At 73.4% G+C, this 18,823-nt stretch carries 15 protein-coding genes and 1 pseudogene; 10 read left to right on the forward strand and 6 right to left on the reverse strand.

Annotated elements, in window-relative coordinates; genetic code table 11:
• Nucleotides 1-100: 100 nt before the first annotated feature.
• A complete protein-coding gene (locus tag ACZ9QC_RS34300; protein WP_472921893.1) occupies nucleotides 101-1,030 on the reverse strand; it encodes a 5'-3' exonuclease in 930 nt (309 codons plus the stop codon).
• A 69-nt stretch (nucleotides 1,031-1,099) separates the two neighbouring features.
• Between ACZ9QC_RS34300 and ACZ9QC_RS34305 the strand changes: the two are divergent.
• The 3 genes and pseudogenes from ACZ9QC_RS34305 to ACZ9QC_RS34315 all read left to right on the forward strand — a co-directional run.
• Nucleotides 1,100-1,307 (forward strand): annotated as a pseudogene (locus ACZ9QC_RS34305) (glycine betaine ABC transporter substrate-binding protein); the annotation flags it as partial.
• Between the two features lie 735 nt (nucleotides 1,308-2,042).
• Nucleotides 2,043-2,624, forward strand: coding sequence for a helix-turn-helix domain-containing protein (locus ACZ9QC_RS34310; RefSeq protein ID WP_472916649.1), 582 nt, complete (start codon nucleotides 2,043-2,045; stop codon nucleotides 2,622-2,624).
• Nucleotides 2,625-2,631: 7 nt separating this feature from the next.
• Nucleotides 2,632-3,387 (forward strand): helical backbone metal receptor, encoded by a 756-nt coding sequence (locus tag ACZ9QC_RS34315; protein ID WP_472916650.1) that lies wholly within the window; start codon nucleotides 2,632-2,634, stop codon nucleotides 3,385-3,387.
• On the opposite strand, the gene ACZ9QC_RS34320 is transcribed toward ACZ9QC_RS34315, so the two are convergent.
• Nucleotides 3,314-4,510, reverse strand: a complete 1,197-nt coding sequence (locus tag ACZ9QC_RS34320; protein ID WP_472916651.1) for a TDT family transporter — start codon at nucleotides 4,508-4,510, stop codon at nucleotides 3,314-3,316. The two genes, ACZ9QC_RS34315 and ACZ9QC_RS34320, sit on opposite strands and share 74 nt — an antisense overlap.
• A 70-nt stretch (nucleotides 4,511-4,580) precedes the next feature.
• Between ACZ9QC_RS34320 and ACZ9QC_RS34325 the strand changes: the two genes are divergently transcribed.
• Nucleotides 4,581-5,507: a LysR family transcriptional regulator gene (locus ACZ9QC_RS34325; protein WP_472916652.1), complete on the forward strand. Its 927-nt coding sequence runs from the start codon at nucleotides 4,581-4,583 to the stop codon at nucleotides 5,505-5,507.
• A gap of 191 nt (nucleotides 5,508-5,698) precedes the next feature.
• On the opposite strand, the gene ACZ9QC_RS34330 is transcribed toward ACZ9QC_RS34325, so the two are convergent.
• The 3 genes from ACZ9QC_RS34330 to ACZ9QC_RS34340 all read right to left on the reverse strand — a co-directional run bounded on the left by ACZ9QC_RS34330 (nucleotide 5,699) and on the right by ACZ9QC_RS34340 (nucleotide 8,750).
• Entirely contained in the window at nucleotides 5,699-6,376 is a 678-nt protein-coding gene (locus ACZ9QC_RS34330; protein ID WP_472916653.1) for a gamma-glutamyl-gamma-aminobutyrate hydrolase family protein, read from the reverse strand.
• Between the two features lie 63 nt (nucleotides 6,377-6,439).
• Nucleotides 6,440-7,879, reverse strand: coding sequence for an ethanolamine permease (eat, locus tag ACZ9QC_RS34335; RefSeq protein WP_472916654.1), 1,440 nt, complete (start codon nucleotides 7,877-7,879; stop codon nucleotides 6,440-6,442).
• A gap of 124 nt (nucleotides 7,880-8,003) precedes the next feature.
• Nucleotides 8,004-8,750, reverse strand: a complete 747-nt coding sequence (locus ACZ9QC_RS34340; RefSeq protein ID WP_472916655.1) for a FadR/GntR family transcriptional regulator — start codon at nucleotides 8,748-8,750, stop codon at nucleotides 8,004-8,006.
• A gap of 105 nt (nucleotides 8,751-8,855) precedes the next feature.
• Between ACZ9QC_RS34340 and ACZ9QC_RS34345 the strand changes: the two genes are divergently transcribed.
• The 4 genes from ACZ9QC_RS34345 (at nucleotide 8,856) to ACZ9QC_RS34360 (ending at nucleotide 13,514) form a co-directional block, all read left to right on the forward strand.
• On the forward strand, nucleotides 8,856-10,214 hold the full coding sequence (locus tag ACZ9QC_RS34345; RefSeq protein WP_472916656.1) for a glutamine synthetase family protein: 1,359 nt from the start codon (nucleotides 8,856-8,858) through the stop codon (nucleotides 10,212-10,214).
• A gap of 8 nt (nucleotides 10,215-10,222) precedes the next feature.
• Complete coding sequence (locus ACZ9QC_RS34350; protein WP_472916657.1) at nucleotides 10,223-11,596, forward strand: aldehyde dehydrogenase family protein; 1,374 nt, start codon at nucleotides 10,223-10,225, stop codon at nucleotides 11,594-11,596.
• A complete protein-coding gene (locus ACZ9QC_RS34355) occupies nucleotides 11,593-12,384 on the forward strand; it encodes a 3-oxoacyl-ACP reductase (RefSeq protein WP_472916658.1) in 792 nt (263 codons plus the stop codon). Before ACZ9QC_RS34350 ends, ACZ9QC_RS34355 begins: the two co-directional genes overlap by 4 nt.
• Nucleotides 12,385-12,584: 200 nt before the next feature.
• Nucleotides 12,585-13,514 carry a DUF2510 domain-containing protein gene (locus ACZ9QC_RS34360; protein ID WP_472916659.1) on the forward strand — a complete coding sequence of 310 codons (930 nt, stop codon included), beginning with the start codon at nucleotides 12,585-12,587 and terminating at the stop codon, nucleotides 13,512-13,514.
• Between the two features lie 72 nt (nucleotides 13,515-13,586).
• Here the strand turns inward: ACZ9QC_RS34360 and ACZ9QC_RS34365 are convergent, their stop codons facing one another.
• Complete coding sequence (locus ACZ9QC_RS34365) at nucleotides 13,587-14,789, reverse strand: amino acid deaminase/aldolase (RefSeq protein ID WP_467294571.1); 1,203 nt, start codon at nucleotides 14,787-14,789, stop codon at nucleotides 13,587-13,589.
• Nucleotides 14,790-15,697: 908 nt separating this feature from the next.
• Here ACZ9QC_RS34365 and ACZ9QC_RS34370 point away from each other — a divergent pair.
• Together ACZ9QC_RS34370 and mycP are read left to right on the forward strand one after the other, a co-directional pair.
• Nucleotides 15,698-17,470 (forward strand): hypothetical protein, encoded by a 1,773-nt coding sequence (locus ACZ9QC_RS34370; RefSeq protein WP_472916660.1) that lies wholly within the window; start codon nucleotides 15,698-15,700, stop codon nucleotides 17,468-17,470.
• On the forward strand, nucleotides 17,467-18,807 hold the full coding sequence (mycP, locus tag ACZ9QC_RS34375; RefSeq protein WP_472916661.1) for a type VII secretion-associated serine protease mycosin: 1,341 nt from the start codon (nucleotides 17,467-17,469) through the stop codon (nucleotides 18,805-18,807). Before ACZ9QC_RS34370 ends, mycP begins: the two co-directional genes overlap by 4 nt.
• Nucleotides 18,808-18,823: the final 16 nt, after the last annotated feature.

Consider the following 18,823-nt stretch of genomic DNA (forward strand, 5'->3'; position numbering starts at 1 on the left):
GCGTGTAAGAGGCCTTCTCGATGTGAATCGCGCCTCAGAACCCTCACTACCGAAGTGTCACCCCGCCCTCCGGCGTTACGCCCCGTCCGAGGCGCACTTCTCATGTTCCGAGCGTCGCCAGGAGCCTCTGCAACGATCCGCCGAGCCCCCAGCGCGCCGCGATCGCCTCCAACGCCGCCGGATCCCGCGGTTCGCGCGGCAGCGCCGTGTCGACGTCCGGCAAGGGTACGTCGGCCGCCACCAGGACCACCTTGGGCGCGACCGCGACATAGGCCCGCGCCTCGTCGAGCCTCTTGCGCTGCGACGGGGTCAGTTTCGCCGCCGGGTCGTCGACCGCGGCCATGATCCCGGCCAGGTCGCCGAACTGGTCGAGCAGTTTCGCCGCCGTCTTCTCGCCGATGCCCGGCACACCGGGCAGACCGTCGCTCGGGTCGCCGCGCAGCAGGGCCAGGTCCGCGTACCCGCGTCCGACCACCCCGTACTTCTCGCGCAGCCACGCCTCGTCGGTGAGCTGCAGCGTGCCCACGCCCTTCAGCGGATAGAGCACCCGCACCTCGCGCTCGTCGTCGACCAGCTGGTACAGGTCGCGGTCGCCGGTGACGATGTCGACCGGGTCCTTCGCCCGGGCCGTGAAGGTGCCGATCACGTCGTCCGCCTCGTACCCGGCGACGCCCACGCGCGCGATGCCGAGCGCGTCCAGCACCGCCTCGATGACCGGCACCTGCGGCGAGAGGGTGTCCGGCACCTCCTCCTCGTCCGGTCCGGCCTCGTGCTCCTCGGCGACGCGGTGCGCCTTGTAGGAGGGGATGAGGTCGACCCGCCACTGCGGCCGCCAGTCGGCGTCCATGCAGGCCACCAGGTCCGTCGGCCGGTGGTCCTTGACCAGCCGGTCGATGAATTCGAGGAGCCCGCGCACGGCGTTCACCGGGGTGCCGTCCGGGGCCTTCACGGATTCCGGCACCCCGAAGTAGGCGCGGAAGTACAGCGAGGCGGTGTCGAGGAGCATCAGGCGTCGGGTCACGCCCCGCATCATGCCGTACACCACAGACACACGGCCTCGCGCAACAGCCGACGGCTTCGGCACGACAGCGAGCCGCCATGGGAGAACGTCCTGGAGAAGCGCGGCTACCGACCGAAGAAGACCAGGCTCGACATCGGCCCGCTGTTCACGGGCCTGTCCACCGGCCAGGTTCGACGTCGAGTTCGACGCCTGGCCGCCGGTCGCGCAGAAGTCGTACTGGGACAAGTACAAGAACGATCTCGTCGACCTCGGCGCCTGGTACGACAGGACGTCGCTGGAGATCGCTGAACGGCCGGCCGAAGAACTGGTACATGACCCCGGACGAGCTGATGAGCCCGGAGCAGGCCGTCCGGAAGGCCGGGCGGGGCCGGGAGGGCGAGGGCGCCGAGAAGTGGATCGACGCGACGGCCGTGTGAAGCGGCGGAGTGAGGCAGCAGGACGCGACTTTCCGAACGGATGAGGGGAGTCGCGTACTGGCGTGCGAGTAGAGATCCGGACAACCCTGGAGCGGTCCGCATCCACCCGGCCCGGCGGCCCGTCGGGCGGTGGGACGGTCCGCTCTCGGTTGGGTAACTGCCTTTCGCGGTGCGTGACTTCATGGTCGGCAGGTGGTCCGGCGGAGGCGCCCGGGACGGTGTCCTGGCTGCGCGGGACGGGTGTCGCGGGCGGCGGAGTCGCCAGGGAGAGTCGGTGACCGGGTGTACGGACCGTGTCACGCCGCGCGTTCTCCGGGGCTGCCTCTGCGCCCTCGTGCGGCACGAGGAGGCCGTGGGAGGGGAAGGTGGAAGGGTGGCGCGGCTGGCGAGAAGTGTGAGCATGGACCCCCCGCCGGTTTACAGGGATGTGACGGGCGCGTGAAACGGTTTGCCGAACATGCGTAGGGTGCAGAGAACTCATCAGGAGAAGCGCGCCCGGTGAGTGCCGGACGGGTGGGCATCCGTAACCGGACCGATGAGCGTTCGCGGGCCCGCCCGGCGGGTGTCCGCGAGCCGACCGACGAGCGAAGGAGGGAGCCGGAGCTATGGGCGACCACAAAGAACAGCCCCTTCGGGTGGGCGCGGCCGTCCGGCGGCGGCGCCGGGCACAGGAGCTCACCCTCGCCGCCGTGGCCGAGCGCAGCGGCCTGTCGGTCCCCTTCCTCAGCCAGGTCGAGAACGAACGGGCCCGCCCCAGCAGGCCCTCCCTGGAACGCATCGCGGACGCCCTCGGCACCACCGCCGTCGAACTACTCGCCGCGGCCGATCCGGCGTGCAGCGTCGACGTGGTGCGCGCCGCCGACGAGGACGGTTTCACGCCCCCGGACTCCTGCTCGCGCTCCTTGGTGCGCGGTCACCACCAGTTGCACGCCATGGAGTTCACCGGCGATCACGACGAGGGCCGTGAGGTCCAGCACCGCAACGACGAGCTGATGTACGTCGTCGACGGCGCCGTCGAGGTCGAGGCCGAGGGCCGTGCCCACCGCCTCGGACGCGGTGACACGCTGTACATGTCCGGTGGCGTACGGCACCGTTGGCGGGCCACCGAGCCCGAGACCAGGGTGGTCGTGGTCGCCGTCGCGGACCACATCGAGGCCCTGGAAGACCGTCACCGCAAGGGCGCGTGAGGTCACGATGGGCTCCGTCCCCCGGGTCGTCTCCCTCGTCCCGTCGCTGACGGAGGCCGTCGCCGTCTCGCTGCCCGGCGTGCTGGTGGGCGCCACCGACTGGTGCGACCACCCGGGTGATCTCGACGTGGCCCGGATCGGCGGCACCAAGAACCCCAGGACCGACGACATCGCCCGCCTCGCCCCCGACCTCGTGATCGCCAACGAGGAGGAGAACCGCCCGGCGGACCTGGCCGCCCTGCGGGAGGCGGGGGTCGAGGTCCTGGTCACCGAGGTACGGGACGTGCCGGGCGCCTTCGCCGAACTGGACCGGGTGCTGCGTGCCTGCGGGGCCCGGTCCCGGCCGCGCTGGCTGGACGAGGCGGAGTCGGCGTGGGCCCGGCCGCCGGCCGCCGCCGAGGACGGTCCGCTGACGCCCGGCCGCCGGACGACCGCCGTCGTGCCCGTCTGGCGTCGGCCGTGGATGGTTCTCGGCCGGGACACCTTCGCCGGTGACGTGCTCGCCCGGCTCGGCGTGGACCATCTGTACGCCGGGCACGCCGAGCGCTATCCCCGGATCCCCGTGGAGGAGCTGCGGGCCGCCGCGCCCGATGTCGTGGTCCTGCCCGACGAGCCCTACCGCTTCACCGCCGACGACGGCCCCGAGGCGTTCGGCGGGCTGCCCTGCGCGCTGCTCAGCGGTCGGCACCTCACCTGGTACGGGCCGTCGCTGGCCGAGGCTCCACGGGTGCTGGACGCGGCGCTGCGAGCAGCCCTCCGCTGACCAGACCGCGCACGGTGCCCACGGCGGCCGTGGCCCAGGCCGCCAGCAGCAGCGCGTACAGCGCGACGGCGAGGACGTCCAGGGCGACCAGTCCCGTGTGCCGGGCCAGTCCCGTCGCACCGGTCGCGCAGGTGCCGACCGGGAAAGTGAAGGCCCACCAGGCCATCGAGAACCCCATGCCCCGCCGCCGGGCACGGACGACCAGGGCGGTGGCGAGCGCGAGCCAGAGCAGCGCGAAGCCGAGGACGGGGACACCGTAGAGGACGGCGAACGGGGTGAAGGCGTGCGCGTAAGGGGCCGGCACGGCGCCGGGGGCCGCGTCGGCGAGGTTGCCCACGGCGGTGGTCGACTGGCCGAGCGGGCCCAGGACCAGGAACAGGCTCGGCGTCAGCGCGAGCGGCAACGGTCCCGCCGCGACGAGGCGGCCGCACACCGCAGGCAGGACGAGCAGGGTGGCCAGCAGACTCAGCCCGAACAGCGCGAGACAGCCCAACAGCAGCGTCTGCCGGGGCTGCCCGGGCGGCAGGTGCGGCGCGAGCAGCGGACCGAGCGCGGCGGAGACCATCGGGGCGACGAGGGGGAGCAGCAGGGCCGGAGTGATCCGGTCCGCGTCGATCCGATGCCGGACGATCATCAGATACGGCACGACCACGACGGCGACGAGGCCCACGGCCGTCCCGGCGGAGAAGAGCACGACGTCCAGGGCGACGGCCGCCCGCACGCCGATCCAGTCGCGGCCGACGACCAGGGCACCGCCGCCTACGGCCAGCAGGGCCATGGCGAGGCAGCCGTGGAAGGGGGCCACGGCCGGGTCCAGGAGGTGGGCGCGGGCCTGGTCGCGGTGGTGGGTCCAGTGCAGGGCGCGGGCACCGAGGACGGCGACCAGGGCGACGAGAGCGAGCACCCACACCGCCGCGCAGGCCGTCCGCAGACCCGGCAGGTCCAGGGGGAGTCCGGCCCCGGCGGAGGCCACGACGGCGGTGCCCATGACCGGCGCATACCAGTTCGGGCCGAGGTGGCGCAGGGCGGGGAACGGGAGCGGGCGGGACGCGGGCGCACCCGGACGGGGGCGGGGGTGAGGGTGGGGCGTGGACGGACGGGCTGGGCGGACTGCGGTGGCCATGTGTCGAGCTTCCAACCGCCGTGCGGGGCCCACCAGGGAGTCCGGTTGTATGGGGACATAAGCTGGGGTTATGAGCGAGACGAACGGGGAGCGGGGCGGGCTGGCCCATCGGGTGCCGGATCTCGGGGCACTCGAACTGCTGCTGGCCGTGGCCCGGCTGGGCTCGCTCGGGCGGGCGGCGCGGGAGCTGGGCATCACCCAGCCCGCCGCGAGCAGTCGTATCCGCTCGATGGAACGACAGCTGGGGGTGGCGCTGGTCGACCGGTCGCCGCGCGGGTCCCGGCTCACCGACGCGGGGGCGCTCGTCACCGACTGGGCCCGGCGGATCGTGGAGGCGGCCGAGGCGTTCGACGCGGGCGCGCAGGCGCTGCGGGACCGGCGTGATTCCCGGCTCAGGGTCGCCGCGAGCATGACCATCGCCGAGTACCTGCTGCCCGGCTGGCTCATCGCGCTGCGCGCCGCGCGCCCGGACACGGCGGTCTCGCTCCTCGCGGGCAACTCGACGGTCGTGGCGGAGCGGCTGCTCGCGGACGAGGCCGACCTGGGGTTCGTCGAGGGGCCGACCGTTCCGGCCGGGCTGGACGCGGCCGTGATAGCGCACGACCACCTGATCGTCGTGACCGCGCCGAGTCACCCCTGGGCGCGCCGCCGCAACCCCCTGGAGGCGGCCGAGCTGGCCTCCACGCCGCTGATCCTGCGCGAGAAGGGCTCCGGCACGCGGCAGGTCCTGGAAACGGCCCTGGGCGGCCTGGCCCGCCCTCTCATCGAGCTCTCCTCCACCACGGCGGTCAAGTCCTCGGCGCTGAGCGGCGCGGGCCCGGCGGTGCTCAGCGAACTCGCCCTCGGCGAGGAACTCTCCGCCCGCCGTCTGGTCCGCGTCCCCGTGAACGGCGTCCGCCTGCGGCGCGCCCTACGAGCGGTCTGGCCGACGGGCCACCGCCCGACGGGCCCGGCCCGGGACCTGCTCGGCCTCACACGGGGGCCCACGGCCGTCTGACCGCGCCGAGGGGTGCGGTGTCGGGTGCGGGTGCGTGGGGCTTCTCGCGCAGTTCCCCGCGCCCCTGAAGGATTCAGGGGCGCGGGGAACTGCGCGACCAGCCCCCACCGGACGGACGTGTGGGGGTCAAAGGGGCGCAGTCCGTTGAGGATGGGACGGGTAGGGGCGGCGGGGGCGAGGACGGCGGGCGCTCAGGGCGTCGCCGCCACCAGCGCTCGCATCACCCGTACGTCCTCGCCCATCTCCGGATGCCACTGCAGGCCCAACGCCCAGGCGGGGGCGGGCAGTTCGATGGCCTCGATCGTGCCGTCGGAGGCGTGGGCCGAGGCCAGCAGGCCGGTGCCCAGGCGGTCCACGGCCTGGTGGTGGTAGGTCGGCACGTCCGTCTCCTCGGGGACGAGGTCGCCGTAGCGCGTGCCCGGTACGGGCTTCACCGCGTGGCGGCCGAAGACACCGATCCCGGCCGCGTGGTCGTCGATGTGCTGGATCAGCGTGCCCCCGAGGGCGACGTTCAGCAGCTGCATGCCGCGGCAGATGCCGAGGAGCGGGGTGCCTGTGTCCAGCGCCGCCCGGATCAGCGCCAGCTCCCACGCGTCGCGCTCGGGCGCGGCCGGGCCGCAGCGCGGGGACCGCTCGGCGCCGTAGCGGGCGGGGTCCACATCGGGCCCGCCCGCGATGACCAGGCCGTCGAGGCGGGCGACCGCCCCGGCGGCGTGCGCCGGGTCGTCCGGCGGCAGCATCGCCGCGATGCCGCCGGCCGCCTGCACGAGCCGGGGGTAGCCGACCGGCAGCAGGGCCGCCTCCAGCTCCCAGACGCCCCAGCGCGCGTCTGCCAGATACGTACTCACACCGATCAACGGCCTGGTCACACTTGCTCCTCACGCGTGCGAGCGATGAACACCGCGCCCCACGCAACCCGTGGAACGCGACACTCAGTCCCGTGCCAACTCTGCCTCGGCTGCGGCCAGCGCCGCGAATTCCTCCTCCGGTGCCTTCGCCACCAGGTGCTTGCGGCTGTAGAGCCCGAAGTACGCCGCCGCGACCGCGTACACGCCGAGCGCGATGAACGCCGCCGTCACATCCACCAGGAACGTCGCCACCAGCGCCGAGCACGCGAGGACGAGGGCGACCGAGGAGGTCAGCACCCCGCCCGGCGTACGGTACGGCCGTTCGAGACCCGGCTCCCGGCGGCGCAGCACGATGTGCGACAGAGCCATCAGCGCGTAGCTGATGGTGGCGCCGAAGACGGCGATGTTCAGCATCCGGCCGCCGTCCCCGGTCGCGGCGGCCAGCGCGAAACCGATGGCGCCCGGCACCAGCAGCCCCAGGTACGGGGCCTTGCGGCCGCTGGTGAGGGACAGGACCCGGGGAAGGTAGCCGGCCCGGGAGAGCGCGAAGAGCTGGCGCGATCCCGCGTAGATCAGCGAGAAGAACGAGGCCACCAGACCCGCCAGACCGGCGTAGTTCACGAAACGGCTGAGCGCCGTGGCCTCGCCGTCCGGCTGGAGCGCCTCGACCAGCGGGTTGCCGGCGTCCTGGATGGCGGCGGAGCCGCGCGCCCCGGCCGCGGCGACGAAGGTGATCACCGCCAGCACCACCAGGACACCCATCGACCAGCGGATGGCCTTCGGCAGCGTGCGGGCCGGGTCCCTGGTCTCCTCGGCGGCCAGCGGCACACCCTCGACGCCCAGGAAGAACCACATGCCGAACGGGAACGCCGCCCAGATGCCCAGCAGCCCCATGGGCAGCCAGGAACTCGCGCCGAACGCGCCGGTGTCCACCGGGATGTCGTCGAGCGCGGACACGCTGAAGTCGGGCAGCGCGCCCAGGGCGAACACGATCAGGGCGAAGACGGCGATGCCGGTGACGACGAAGCTGGCGATCAACGCCTCACCGACGCCCCAGAGATGGATGCCGATGAAGATCGCGAAGCAGGCGAAGTAGACCGGCCAGCCGGACTCCAGGCCGAACAGACCCAGCGACTCCACATAGTCACCGATGAAGATCACGATGGCGGCCGGGGCCAGCACGTACTCGATCAGGATCGCGGTGCCCGTGAGGAAGCCGCCCCACGGGCCGAGCGCACGGCGTGCGAAGCCGTAGCCGCCGCCCGCCGTCGGCAGGATCGCGGACAGTTCGGCGAGGGCGAAGACCATACAGGCGTACATGGTGCCCATGAGCACCGTGGCGATCGCCAGGCCGCCGAAGCCGCCCTCCGCCAGGCCGAGGTTCCAGCCGGAGAAGTCGCCGGAGACGACGTAGGCGACGCCGAGACCGGTCAGCAGGACCCAGCCGGCGCTGCCCCGGCGGAGCGTCCGGCGCTCCAGGTAGTCGTCCGCCGAGCCGGCGGTGTCGGTGGCTTTCAGGGACATGACGCACTCTCCCCACTCAAAGGAATGGATCCATACCTTTGTGGGAGGGGTGGCCGAAAAGCAATACCCCTGCGTTACGCGGCCGTAAATCCATGAGATTCGTGTCCGGTCGTCGGGTCCGTCCTCACCCCAGGAAGCCGCGCAGCAGCGCCGCCGTGCCCGAGCAGTGTTCGCGCATGATCTCCCGCGCCGCCTCGGCGTCCTCGTCGAGCACGGCCTCCACCAGCGCCGTGTGCTGCTGCTGCGAGTGCTCCAGGTTGCGCACCAGCAGCGGGATGCAGTCGAGCAGGTCGTTGACCCCGGCGCGTACGCCCGCGTACTGGGCGGCGAGCGAGGGGGAGCCCGACAGTTCGGCGATGGTGAGGTGGAGCAGGGTGTCCAGCCGCCGGTACTCCGTGAGCGGCGCGTTGTGGGTGCGTGCCAGGGCCCCGCGCAGCCGCTCGGTCTGGTCGTCGCTCAGGCCGTGTGCCGCGCACAGTCCCGCCGCGCCCACCTCCAGCACCTCGCGGAAGCGCAACGTGTCCTCGACGTCGATGCCCTTCAGGCGCCGGCGCAGCTCGTCCTCGCCCGGGGTTTCCGCGCGCGGCAGCACGAACGTTCCGCCGTACCGTCCGCGCCGGGCCTCGATCAGGCCCTGGTCCTGGAGCACCTTCAGCACCTCGCGCAGCGTGACCCGGCTGATCCCGAGCCGCTCCGCCAGCTCGCGCTCGGCCGGCAGCCGTTCGCCGCCGGGCACCAGGCCGAGCCGGACCACTTGGAGGATCTGCTCCAGCGCCTCCTCGAAGCCGTTGCCCGCCCGGACCGGACGCAGGACGGACGCCAGTCGGTCGTCGGCCCACGGAGTCTCCGGTTCCGCCCCTGTCCGCGACATGTGACCGTTCCCCCTTCCCAACTAATGGTTACGGGTAATACCTTATGGCTCCCGGATGGCTGAATGGCTCCGGGGTGGCCGAAGAAGCCCCTAGGAGGCTTTCCCGTGGCAGACCACACACCCCCGCTCTCCGTCGAGGAACTGCACACCCTCGTCGCGGGCGGTGAGATCGACACTGTCGTCCTGGCCTTCCCCGACATGCAAGGGCGACTTCAGGGCAAGCGGTTCGCCGCGCGCTTCTTCCTCGACGAGGTGCTCACCCACGGCACCGAGGGCTGCAACTACCTGCTCGCCGTCGACACCGAGATGAACACCGTCGACGGCTACGCGATGTCCTCCTGGGACCGCGGCTACGGCGACTTCGCCATGCACCCCGACCTCTCCACCCTGCGCCGGGTGCCCTGGAACGAGGGCACGGCCATGCTCATCGCCGACCTCGCCTGGAACGACGGATCCCCGGTCGTCGCCGCGCCCCGCCAGATCCTGCGCCGCCAGCTGGAGCGCCTCGCGGAACTGGGCTACACGGCCAACGTGGGCACCGAGCTGGAGTTCATCGTCTTCAAGGACACCTACGAGCAGGCCTGGGACGCCGGCTACAAGGGCCTGACCCCGGCGAACCAGTACAACATCGACTACTCGGTCCTCGGGACGGGCCGTATCGAGCCCCTCCTGCGAAGGATCCGCAACGAGATGGCGGCCGCCGGGCTGACCGTCGAGTCCGCCAAGGGCGAGTGCAACCCCGGCCAGCACGAGATCGCCTTCAAGTACGACGAGGCCCTGGTCACCTGCGACCAGCACGCCATCTACAAGACCGGCGCCAAGGAGATCGCCGCACAGGAGGGCGTCTCGCTCACCTTCATGGCGAAGTACAACGAGCGCGAGGGCAACTCCTGTCACATCCATCTCTCCCTCGCGGACGCCGACGGCACCAACGTCATGGCCGACGGGCATGAGATGTCCCAGGTCATGCGGCACTTCCTCGCCGGACAGCTGGCCGCCCTGCGGGACTTCTCGCTGCTCTACGCCCCCAACATCAACTCCTACAAGCGGTTCCAGCCGGGCTCCTTCGCCCCGACCGCCGTGGCCTGGGGGTACGACAACCGCACCTGCGCCCTCAGGGTCGTCGGCCACGGCCGCTCGATGCGCTTCGAGAACCGGCTCCCCGGTGGTGACGTCAACCCGCACCTCGCCGTCGCCGGCCTGATCGCGGCCGGTCTGTACGGCATCGAGCAGAAGCTGGAACTGCCGGAGGTGTGCGCGGGCAACGCCTACACCGCCGAGTACGACCATGTGCCGACCACCCTGCACCAGGCCGCCGAGCTCTGGGAGCACAGCCCCATCGCCAAGGCCGCCTTCGGCGAGGAGGTCGTCGCGCACTACCTGAACATGGCCCGCGTCGAGCTGGCCGCCTTCGACGCCGCAGTGACCGACTGGGAGCTGCGCCGCTCCTTCGAACGTCTGTGAGGCATCCCTTGTCCCAGCACCACATCCTGGACGTCCTCAATCCGGCGACGGAGGAGGTGATCGCCGCCGTCGCGGGCGCCGCCGAGCACGACGTCGACGCCGCCGTACGCCGGGCGGAGAAGGCGCAGCACGCCTGGGCCGCCGTGGCCCCCGCCGACCGGGCCCGGCTCCTGCGCCGTTTCGCCGCCGTGGTCGACGACCACATCGAGGAGCTCGCCCTCCTGGAGGTCCGCGAGGCCGGACACACCATCGGCAACGCCCGCTGGGAGGCGGGAAACGTCCGGGACCTGCTCGACTACGCCGCCGGCGGCGTCGAACGGCTCTCCGGCCGGCAGATCCCGGTGCCCGGCGGCATGAACGTCACGATCCTCGAACCGCTCGGGGTCGTCGGCGTCATCGCGCCCTGGAACTTCCCCATGCCGATCGCCGCCTGGGGCACCGCACCCGCACTCGCCGCCGGCAACGCCGTCGTCCTCAAGCCCGCCGAGACCACGCCGCTCACCGCGCTGCGCCTCGCCGAACTCGCCCTGGAGGCAGGGCTTCCGGAACACCTCTTCCAGGTGCTGCCCGGACGCGGCGACATCACCGGCGAAGCCCTCGTCAGGCACCCCGGCGTCGCCAAGATCGTGTTCACCGGCTCCACCCGGACCGGCAAGCGCGTCATGGAACTCTGCGCCGACCAGGTCAAGCAGGTCACCCTCGAACTCGGCGGCAAGAGCCCGAACATCGTCTTCGCCGACGCCGACCTCAAGAGGGCCGTCGACCCGTTCTCCTTCCTCGACAACGCCGGCCAGGACTGCTGCGCCCGTACCCGCGTCCTGGTCCAGGAGTCCGTTTACGACGAGGTCGAGAGCCTGCTCGCCGAGTCGCTGGCCGGCGTGGTGGTGGGCGACCCGGCCGACGAGAAGACCCAGATGGGCCCGCTGATCTCCCGTCAACAGCTGGACCGCGTACGGTCGTTCGTGCCCGAGGAGGCGGCCGGGCTGCGGGGCGGCGCCCCCGACGGGCCTGGCTTCTGGTTCCCGCCGACCGTCCTCACCGGGGAGCGGCCCGACTCAGCCGCCGCCCGCGAGGAGATCTTCGGACCCGTAGCCGTCCTGCTGCCCTTCACCGACGAGGCGGACGCGATCCGGCTCGCCAACGACACCCCGTACGGCCTCTCCGGCTCCATCTGGACCCGGGACGTCGGCCGCGCCCTGCGGGTCTCGCAGGGTGTCCGCGCGGGCAACCTGTCCGTCAACTCCCACTCCAGCGTCCGCTACTGGACCCCCTTCGGCGGCTTCAAGCAGTCCGGCATCGGCCGTGAGCTGGGCCCGGACGCGCTCGCCGCCTTCACCGAAACCAAGAACGTCTTCATCAGCACGGAAGGCCCCGCACAGTGACCTCGACGTCCCCTGAGAACATCTGCCGCCGCCTGGTCGGCCGCACCGCCGTCATCACCGGTGCCGGCAGCGGCATCGGCCTCGCCACCGCGCGCCGGCTCGCCGCCGAGGGTGCCCACATCGTCTGCGGCGACGTGGACGAGGCGCGCGGCAAGGCGGTCGCCGAGGAGGTCGACGGGACCTTCGTGAAGGTCGACGTCACCGACCCCGAGCAGGTCGAGGCGCTCTTCAAGACCGCGTTCGACACCTACGGCAGCGTCGACATCGCCTTCAACAACGCGGGCATCTCCCCGCCCGACGACGACTCCATCCTGGAGACCGGCCTGGAGGCCTGGAAGCGCGTGCAGGAGGTCAACCTGACCTCCGTGTACCTGTGCTGCAAGGCCGCCATCCCCTACATGCGCCGCCAGGGCAAGGGCTCGATCATCAACACGGCGTCCTTCGTGGCCCGCATGGGCGCCGCGACCTCCCAGATCTCGTACACGGCCTCCAAGGGCGGTGTGCTGGCGATGTCGCGGGAGCTGGGCGTGCAGTTCGCCCGGGAGGGCATCCGCGTCAACGCGCTCTGCCCGGGGCCGGTGAACACCCCCCTCCTCCAGGAGCTGTTCGCCAAGGACCCGGAGCGGGCCGCGCGCCGGCTCGTGCACATCCCGGTCGGCCGGTTCGCCGAGGCCACCGAGATCGCGGCCGCCGTCGCGTTCCTCGCCAGCGACGACTCCTCGTTCGTGAACGCCACCGACTTCCTGGTCGACGGCGGTATCTCGGGCGCGTACGTCACCCCGCTCTAGGCGGGCCGTGCGGTGACGCTCCGGGCGGTCCGTCCGATGAGTATCCGGGCAGACCGGCCGGTGAGGATCCGGGCAGACCGGCCGGTGAGGATCCGGGCGGTTCGTCCAACGAGTATCCGGGCGGTCCGTCCCGGCGTCGCTCTCGGTGGTCCGTCCCGGGACCGGAACACCGACCCCGTCGGTGTGATTAAAGTGCCGGGATGAGCAGTTCGCCGCCGCCCGGCTGGTACCGCGACCCGTCCTACCCGCTCACCGAACGCTGGTGGGACGGGACCGCGTGGACCGACCACCGGCGCCAGCCGGAACAGCCCGTCCCGCCGGTGCTCCAGCCCCAGCCGCCCACGCGCCGGGGCCCCGGCCGCACCAAGGTCGTGGCCCTGGCCGCCGTCGGGGCCGTCCTGGTGGCCGGGGCGGTCACCGGCGGTGTCCTGCTCCTCGGCAAGGACGGTGACGGCGGGCAGGAGACGCGGACCACCACGGCGTCCCCGACCTCCGGGGCCGACGGGAAGAACAGCCCCTCCCCGACGAAGTCCGCCGGCCCGTCCCCCGCCGAGGACGCCGACCGCGTCGCGGACGAGCTCAACGGCATCACCTTCCCGATCCCCGAGGGCTGGGAGGACGGCGACCGATCCGGTGAGGAGGACGCCGTCCTGGTCACCGACGGCACCTTCGACTGCCCCGGCGAGGGCAGTGTGTGCCGCGGTGGCGTCGTCGTCTCCCGGACCGTCACCGGCAGCGACGAGACCTCTCCGAAGATCCTCGCCGAGAAGGACATCGAGGACGCCGCGAACGACGCCTTCGACCGCGACGTCCTGGAACAGCAGCCGTACGGCGGCATCACCGGCCATGAGGTCGTCGGCTCGGGCTCGGTCGCCGTCGCGGGCCGCGCCGGCTACTACGTGCGCTGGCGGGTGACCACGGGGGCCGGCGCCGGCGGCTACGTCCAGTCCCTCGTCTTCCCCTCCAGCATCGGCTCCGAGGCCCCGGTCCTGGTCCGGTTCGCCCTCGACGCGGGCGACGACGGCCCGCCGCTCGACGACATCGACGAGATCGTCCGGGGCATCCGCCCTGCGGGCGACGCGGAGGCCGACACGGGCGGGGGAGTGGGCAGCAGCCTCGGCCCCTCGTGAGCCCCGTCGAGCCCGAGCCCCGCCCGGGTACGGGGCCGGGAACCCGCGCGGGGCTCCCGGCCGCTCCCCGCGCTACAGGAACGTGTGACCCTCACCGCGGTACGTCGGCACGGTCGCCGTCACCTCGTCGCCCTCCACCAGGTGCAGCACGTCGAACCGCTCGCACAGCTCACCGGCCTTGGCATGCCGGAACCACACCTTGTCCCCGAGCAGCAGATCGTCGGCGGGCGCGCCGAGCAGCGGGGTCTGCACCTCGCCCGGCCCCTCCTGCGGGTCGTACTTCAGCCCCTCCGGCAGATACGGCACCGGCAGCCGGTCGGGGCCGGGAGCGCCGGAGGCCGGGTAACCGCCGCCCAGGACGGTGACGACGCCGACACCCGGACGCCGTACGACCGGCATCGCGAACAGCGCGGCCGGACGCCCCGTGAACGAGGTGTAGTTGTCGAAGAGCCGAGGCACGTACAGCCCGGAGCCCGCGCCGATCTCGGTGACCGCGTCCTCGGCCGCCGTGTGCTGCACACTGCCCGTGCCGCCGCCGTTCACGAACTCCAGGTCCGGCGCCACCCGCCGGACGGCCCGCACCACTTCGGCCCGCCGCGCGGCCAGCTCCTTCTTCGCGGTGGCCTGCATCATGCGCACCGCCCGCGACCGCAGCGGCCGGCCGGCCACCGAGTCGCCCACACCGGCGATATGACCCTCGTAGGCCATGATCCCGACCAGCTTGAACCCCGGGCGCTCGGCCACGGCGCGCGCCATGTCGGCGACCTGCGCGGGGGAGTGCAGGGGGGAGCGCCGCGCGCCGACGCGCACCCGTCCGCCGAGCAGCTTCAGCGAGGTGTCCAACTCCAGGCAGACCCGGACGACTTCGGTGCCGCCGCGTCGGGAGTTGTCGATCAGCTGGAGCTGGGCGGGGTCGTCGACCATCACGGTCACCGCGGCGGCGAGCTTGGGGTCGCCCGCGAGTTCGGCGAACGCCTCGTGGTCGGCCGACGGGTAGGCGAGCAGGACGTCCTCGAACCCGGAACGGGCCAGCCACAGGGACTCGGCGAGGGTGAACGACATGATGCCCTGGAAGCCCTCACGGGCCAGGACCCTCTCCAGCAGTGCCCGGCAGCGAACGGACTTGCTCGCGACGCGGATCGGCTTGCCGCCGGCCCTGCGGACGAGGTCGTCGGCGTTGGCGTCGAAGGCGTCGAGGTCGACGATCGCCAGCGGGGCGTCGAGATGAGCTGTGGCCCGGTCGTACCGGGCCCGGTCGGCGGCGCGCGCAGTCATGCACGAAGCCTGCCAGACATGATTACCGCAGGGTAGGGGGACGTTCCGGGCTTAAGCCGCGGTCCCGCGGGACTGGTTCCCGTTCGACCGGGGCCAACCCGTAGAGTGACGCGCACGCAGGGACGACCTCGACGGGGATGCCGATCCGCTGCCACGGGTATGGCTTGCCCGAGGTGCGGGCGGCGTCGGCGGGCGACGCCCACGACATGTGTGACGACCGCTTTCCACGGGTGGTCGGACACCCGGACGGCCTCCGGGTGCGCACGGAACGAAGACCTCCGGGTCTGCGGGAGAAGCCGACCTCCGGGTCTGCACGGAACGACGACCTCCGGGTCTGCAAGGGACGAGGAAACGGGGGGTGCATGAGCACGGAAGCGCGGCGCGCCTCCATTCCCCCACGGCCCCCGGTCCCACCTCGCCCCTCCATACCCCCGGGCCAGGACCCCTCGGCCCCGCCCCCGAGCGGTTCGACACCGGACACCCCCGCACCGGACACCCCGACGGACTCCGTCGCCGGAGGTTCGCGATCGGTGCCGCCGCCTCGTCCTGACCGCGCGCCGTCCGCCGCAGGCGGACCCGGCGTGCCACGCCGCCCGCAGCGGCCGCCGACGGCAGGTGTGCCCGCGCGACCCGGCACCCCGCCCCGCCCCTCCTCGGCGCCCGCGTCGACGCCGGGCGCGGCCCGTGACGTACGGCACCCGGGTACGGCCGAGGGGCCGAACTCCGCAGGGAGCGGCCGGAGTTCCGGCGGTCAGGGCGAGCCCGGACCTTCTGGTACCCGAGCTTCCGGCCCGGCGGCCGGTCGTGCTCCCGGACGTGACCCGGGGCAGAGCGGCCACGGGCGTGGCCCCGCGCCCGCGCGAGGCTCCGGTCAGTCGTTCGAACAGAGCGGGGGCCAGGGTCCCGCCGTGGACGGTGGTGGTGACCGGCGCCGCGCCGAACACCCGCGCTTCGCGGACTTCCGGCGCACCGCGAACCAGAACGCCGGCACCCCGGCCACGCCGCCCCCGCCCCCGGCGGCCTCCGCCCGTTTCCCGGACACGCCTCCGAGGGCCTCGGCCCGTTTCCCGGACACCCCTCCGACGGGGGCCCCCGTCCCGGAGACCCCTCCCACGGCGGCCCCCGCCCAGGAGACCCCTCCGACGGCGTCGCCCCGCTTCCCGAACGACCGACGAGCGGCCTGGGCCCGTCACTTGAACACCCCGCCGCCCTCCACGACCCGCTTCACGGAGAGCACCCCCTCAGCCTCGGCCCGTTTCCCGGACGGCCCGCCCACGGCCTCTGCTCGCTTCCCGGACCGCCCGCCCACCACGTCCGCTCGCATCCCGGACGAGCCGTCGGCCGCCCGGCGCCCGGACGACGCCCCGCCCCCGCCCTCGGCGCGCTTCCCCGACGCCCCGCCCGCCGGCGGGCGGCGTACGGCCACCTCCGCGCAGGCCCCGGGTGCCCGGACCGACGACTCGGGCGCGCCCCTCGGCGACCGTGCGTCCCGGCCCACCGGCCCGTCCGGGTCCACCGCCGACGGCGCACCCCCTCGTCCCGCTCGTCCCGCAGGGCCGGGCTCCGACGGCACCTCGTCCCGCCCCGGCGACTCCGGCCCCCGCGACTCGTCCCCCCGCCCGCAGGGCCGGCCCTCGACGTCCGCGCCGCGCGACCGCGTACCCGCTCCGGGTGCCGCCGTGCCGCCCCCGCCCCTCCGGCGTCCGCTGCCCGAGGAGACCGGCCCCGAGGGGACGCCCAGGCCGCGTCCGCTCACCCCCGAGCGCCCCGGCGGCTGGCAGCCCCCGTCCACCTCCTCCCGGCGGTCGGCCGAGGCCATCGACGGTGTGCTCGGAACGTCTCCCGCGCGGCCCTTCGTCACGTTCGCGCAGCCGGACACCTCTCCCTGGACGCCGCCCGAGCCGCGGGACGCGCGGCGCCGCCCCCGCCCCACCAAGGCGCGCGCGGCGGCCGTGGCCGTCTGCGTGGTGCTCGGCTTCGGACTGATCGGCGGTGCGGCGGCCGGGAGTTGGCTCACCGGGGACTCCGGTGCGGACGACTCCCGCGACACCTTCGCCGCGGCCGGTGAGCTGTGGCACGGCGTACCCGTCGACGCGCTGTTCCCGCCCACCGTCCAGGGCGAGGGCGCCGGCCCCGGCGGCACCGACCGCACCTGGACCCGGATCGCCGTCGCGCCCGACAGCGGCTGCGCCGACGCCTTCGACCCGCTGCTGCGCAAGGTCCTCGCCCCGGTCGGCTGCATGCGGCTGCTGCGCGCCACCTACACCGACGCGACCCGCAGCAACGTCACCACCGTCGGCCTGCTGTTCACCAGGACGGACGCGGCCGCCATGACCGCGCTCAAGGCCCGCTTCACCAAGGACGGCCTCGACCGCCGCACCGATCTGATGCCCCGCCCGTACGCCGCCGAGGGCACCGTCGCCGCCGGCTTCGGCGACGAGCAGCGTGCCTCGTGGACGATCTCCGTCCTCACCGACGTCCCGGTGGTCGTCTACGCCGTCTCCGGCTTCGCGGACGGCCGTACGGTCACCGAACCGCAGGCCGCCGAGGACGCGATGAGGCCCGGCGCCACCACCGCCCCGGCCCAGTCCGGCCTCGGCCACGAGGCGAAGGGCCTGGCCGACCGCATCGAACGCGGCCTGCGCAAGACCGCCGCGTCCGCCACGGAGCAGCCCTCATGAAAGCCGACGAATCCGAGACCGCCGCACCACCCGCCGACCCCGCAGACCCCGCCGGGCCGGACGCGCCGTCCGAGACCGCCGCCGCCGCGCGGACGGCCGAGAAGCCGCTGCGGACCGAAGCCCCCGACGCAGCCGGCCGACGACACGGGCCGCGTCGCCGTCGGCGCCTGCGGACCGGTCTGCTCAGTGCCCCCCTCGCCGCCTCCCTCGCGCTCCTGCCGTCCACCGCCGCACACGCCGACGGCATCCGGGACCAGCAGTGGGCGCTGGACGCGATGCGCACGCAGGAGGCCTGGCGAACGACGAAGGGCGCCGGGATCACCGTCGCCGTGCTCGACACGGGCGTCGACGACGAACACCCCGACCTGGCCGGCAACGTCCTGCCGACGAAGGACATGGTGGGCTTCGGGGCGTCGCGCGGCGACCGCTCCTGGGCCCGCCACGGCACCGCCATGGCCGGCATCATCGCCGGCCACGGCCACGGCGCGAACCGCTCCGAAGGCGTCCTCGGCATCGCCCCCGAGGCCAAGATCCTCCCCGTCCGCGTCATCCTGGAGGACGGCGACCCGTCCCGCTCCAAGGCCCGCAGCACCCGTGGCAACGCCCTCGCCGACGGCATCCGCTGGGCCGCCGACCAGGGCGTCGACGTCATCAACCTCTCCCTCGGCGACGACTCCGAGTCCGCCCACCCGGAGCCCTCCGAGGACGCCGCCGTCCAGTACGCCCTGGCGAAGGGCTCGATCGTCGTCGCTTCCGCCGGCAACGGCGGCGAGAAGGGCGACCACGTCTCCTACCCGGCGGCCTACCCGGGCGTGATAGCGGTGACCGCGGTCGACGAGGACGGCGACCGCGCCCCGTTCTCCACCCGCCGCTGGTACGCCACCGTGAGCGCCCCCGGCATGGACGTCGTCATCGCCGACCCGGACCGCAAGTACTACGAGGGCTGGGGCACCAGCGCCGCCGCGGCCTTCGTCTCCGGCGCCGTGGCCCTCATCAGGGCTGCCCATCCGGGCCTGACCCCCGCCCAGGTCAAACGGCTCCTGGAGGACACCGCCCGCGAGGCGCCGGTCGGCGGTCGCGACGACTCCCGGGGCTTCGGCTTCGTCGACCCGGCCGCCGCCATCGAGGAGGGCGGCAGGCTCGAACCCGACGACCTCAAGGCCGCGTCGTACGGCGGCAAGTACTTCGGCTCCGGCCCGGACCCGGCCGAGGAGGAGGACCCCACCGTCGGCTGGACGGCCCCCGTCGCGGGCGGCCTCGGTGTGGTCCTGCTGATCACAGCGGTGGTCGTCTGGCGCGGCCGGGGCCGCGGCCGCCCCGACGAGTTCATCGTCTGACGCCCACGCCCTCATC

This window comes from Streptomyces sp. HUAS MS02, from assembly GCF_055702265.1.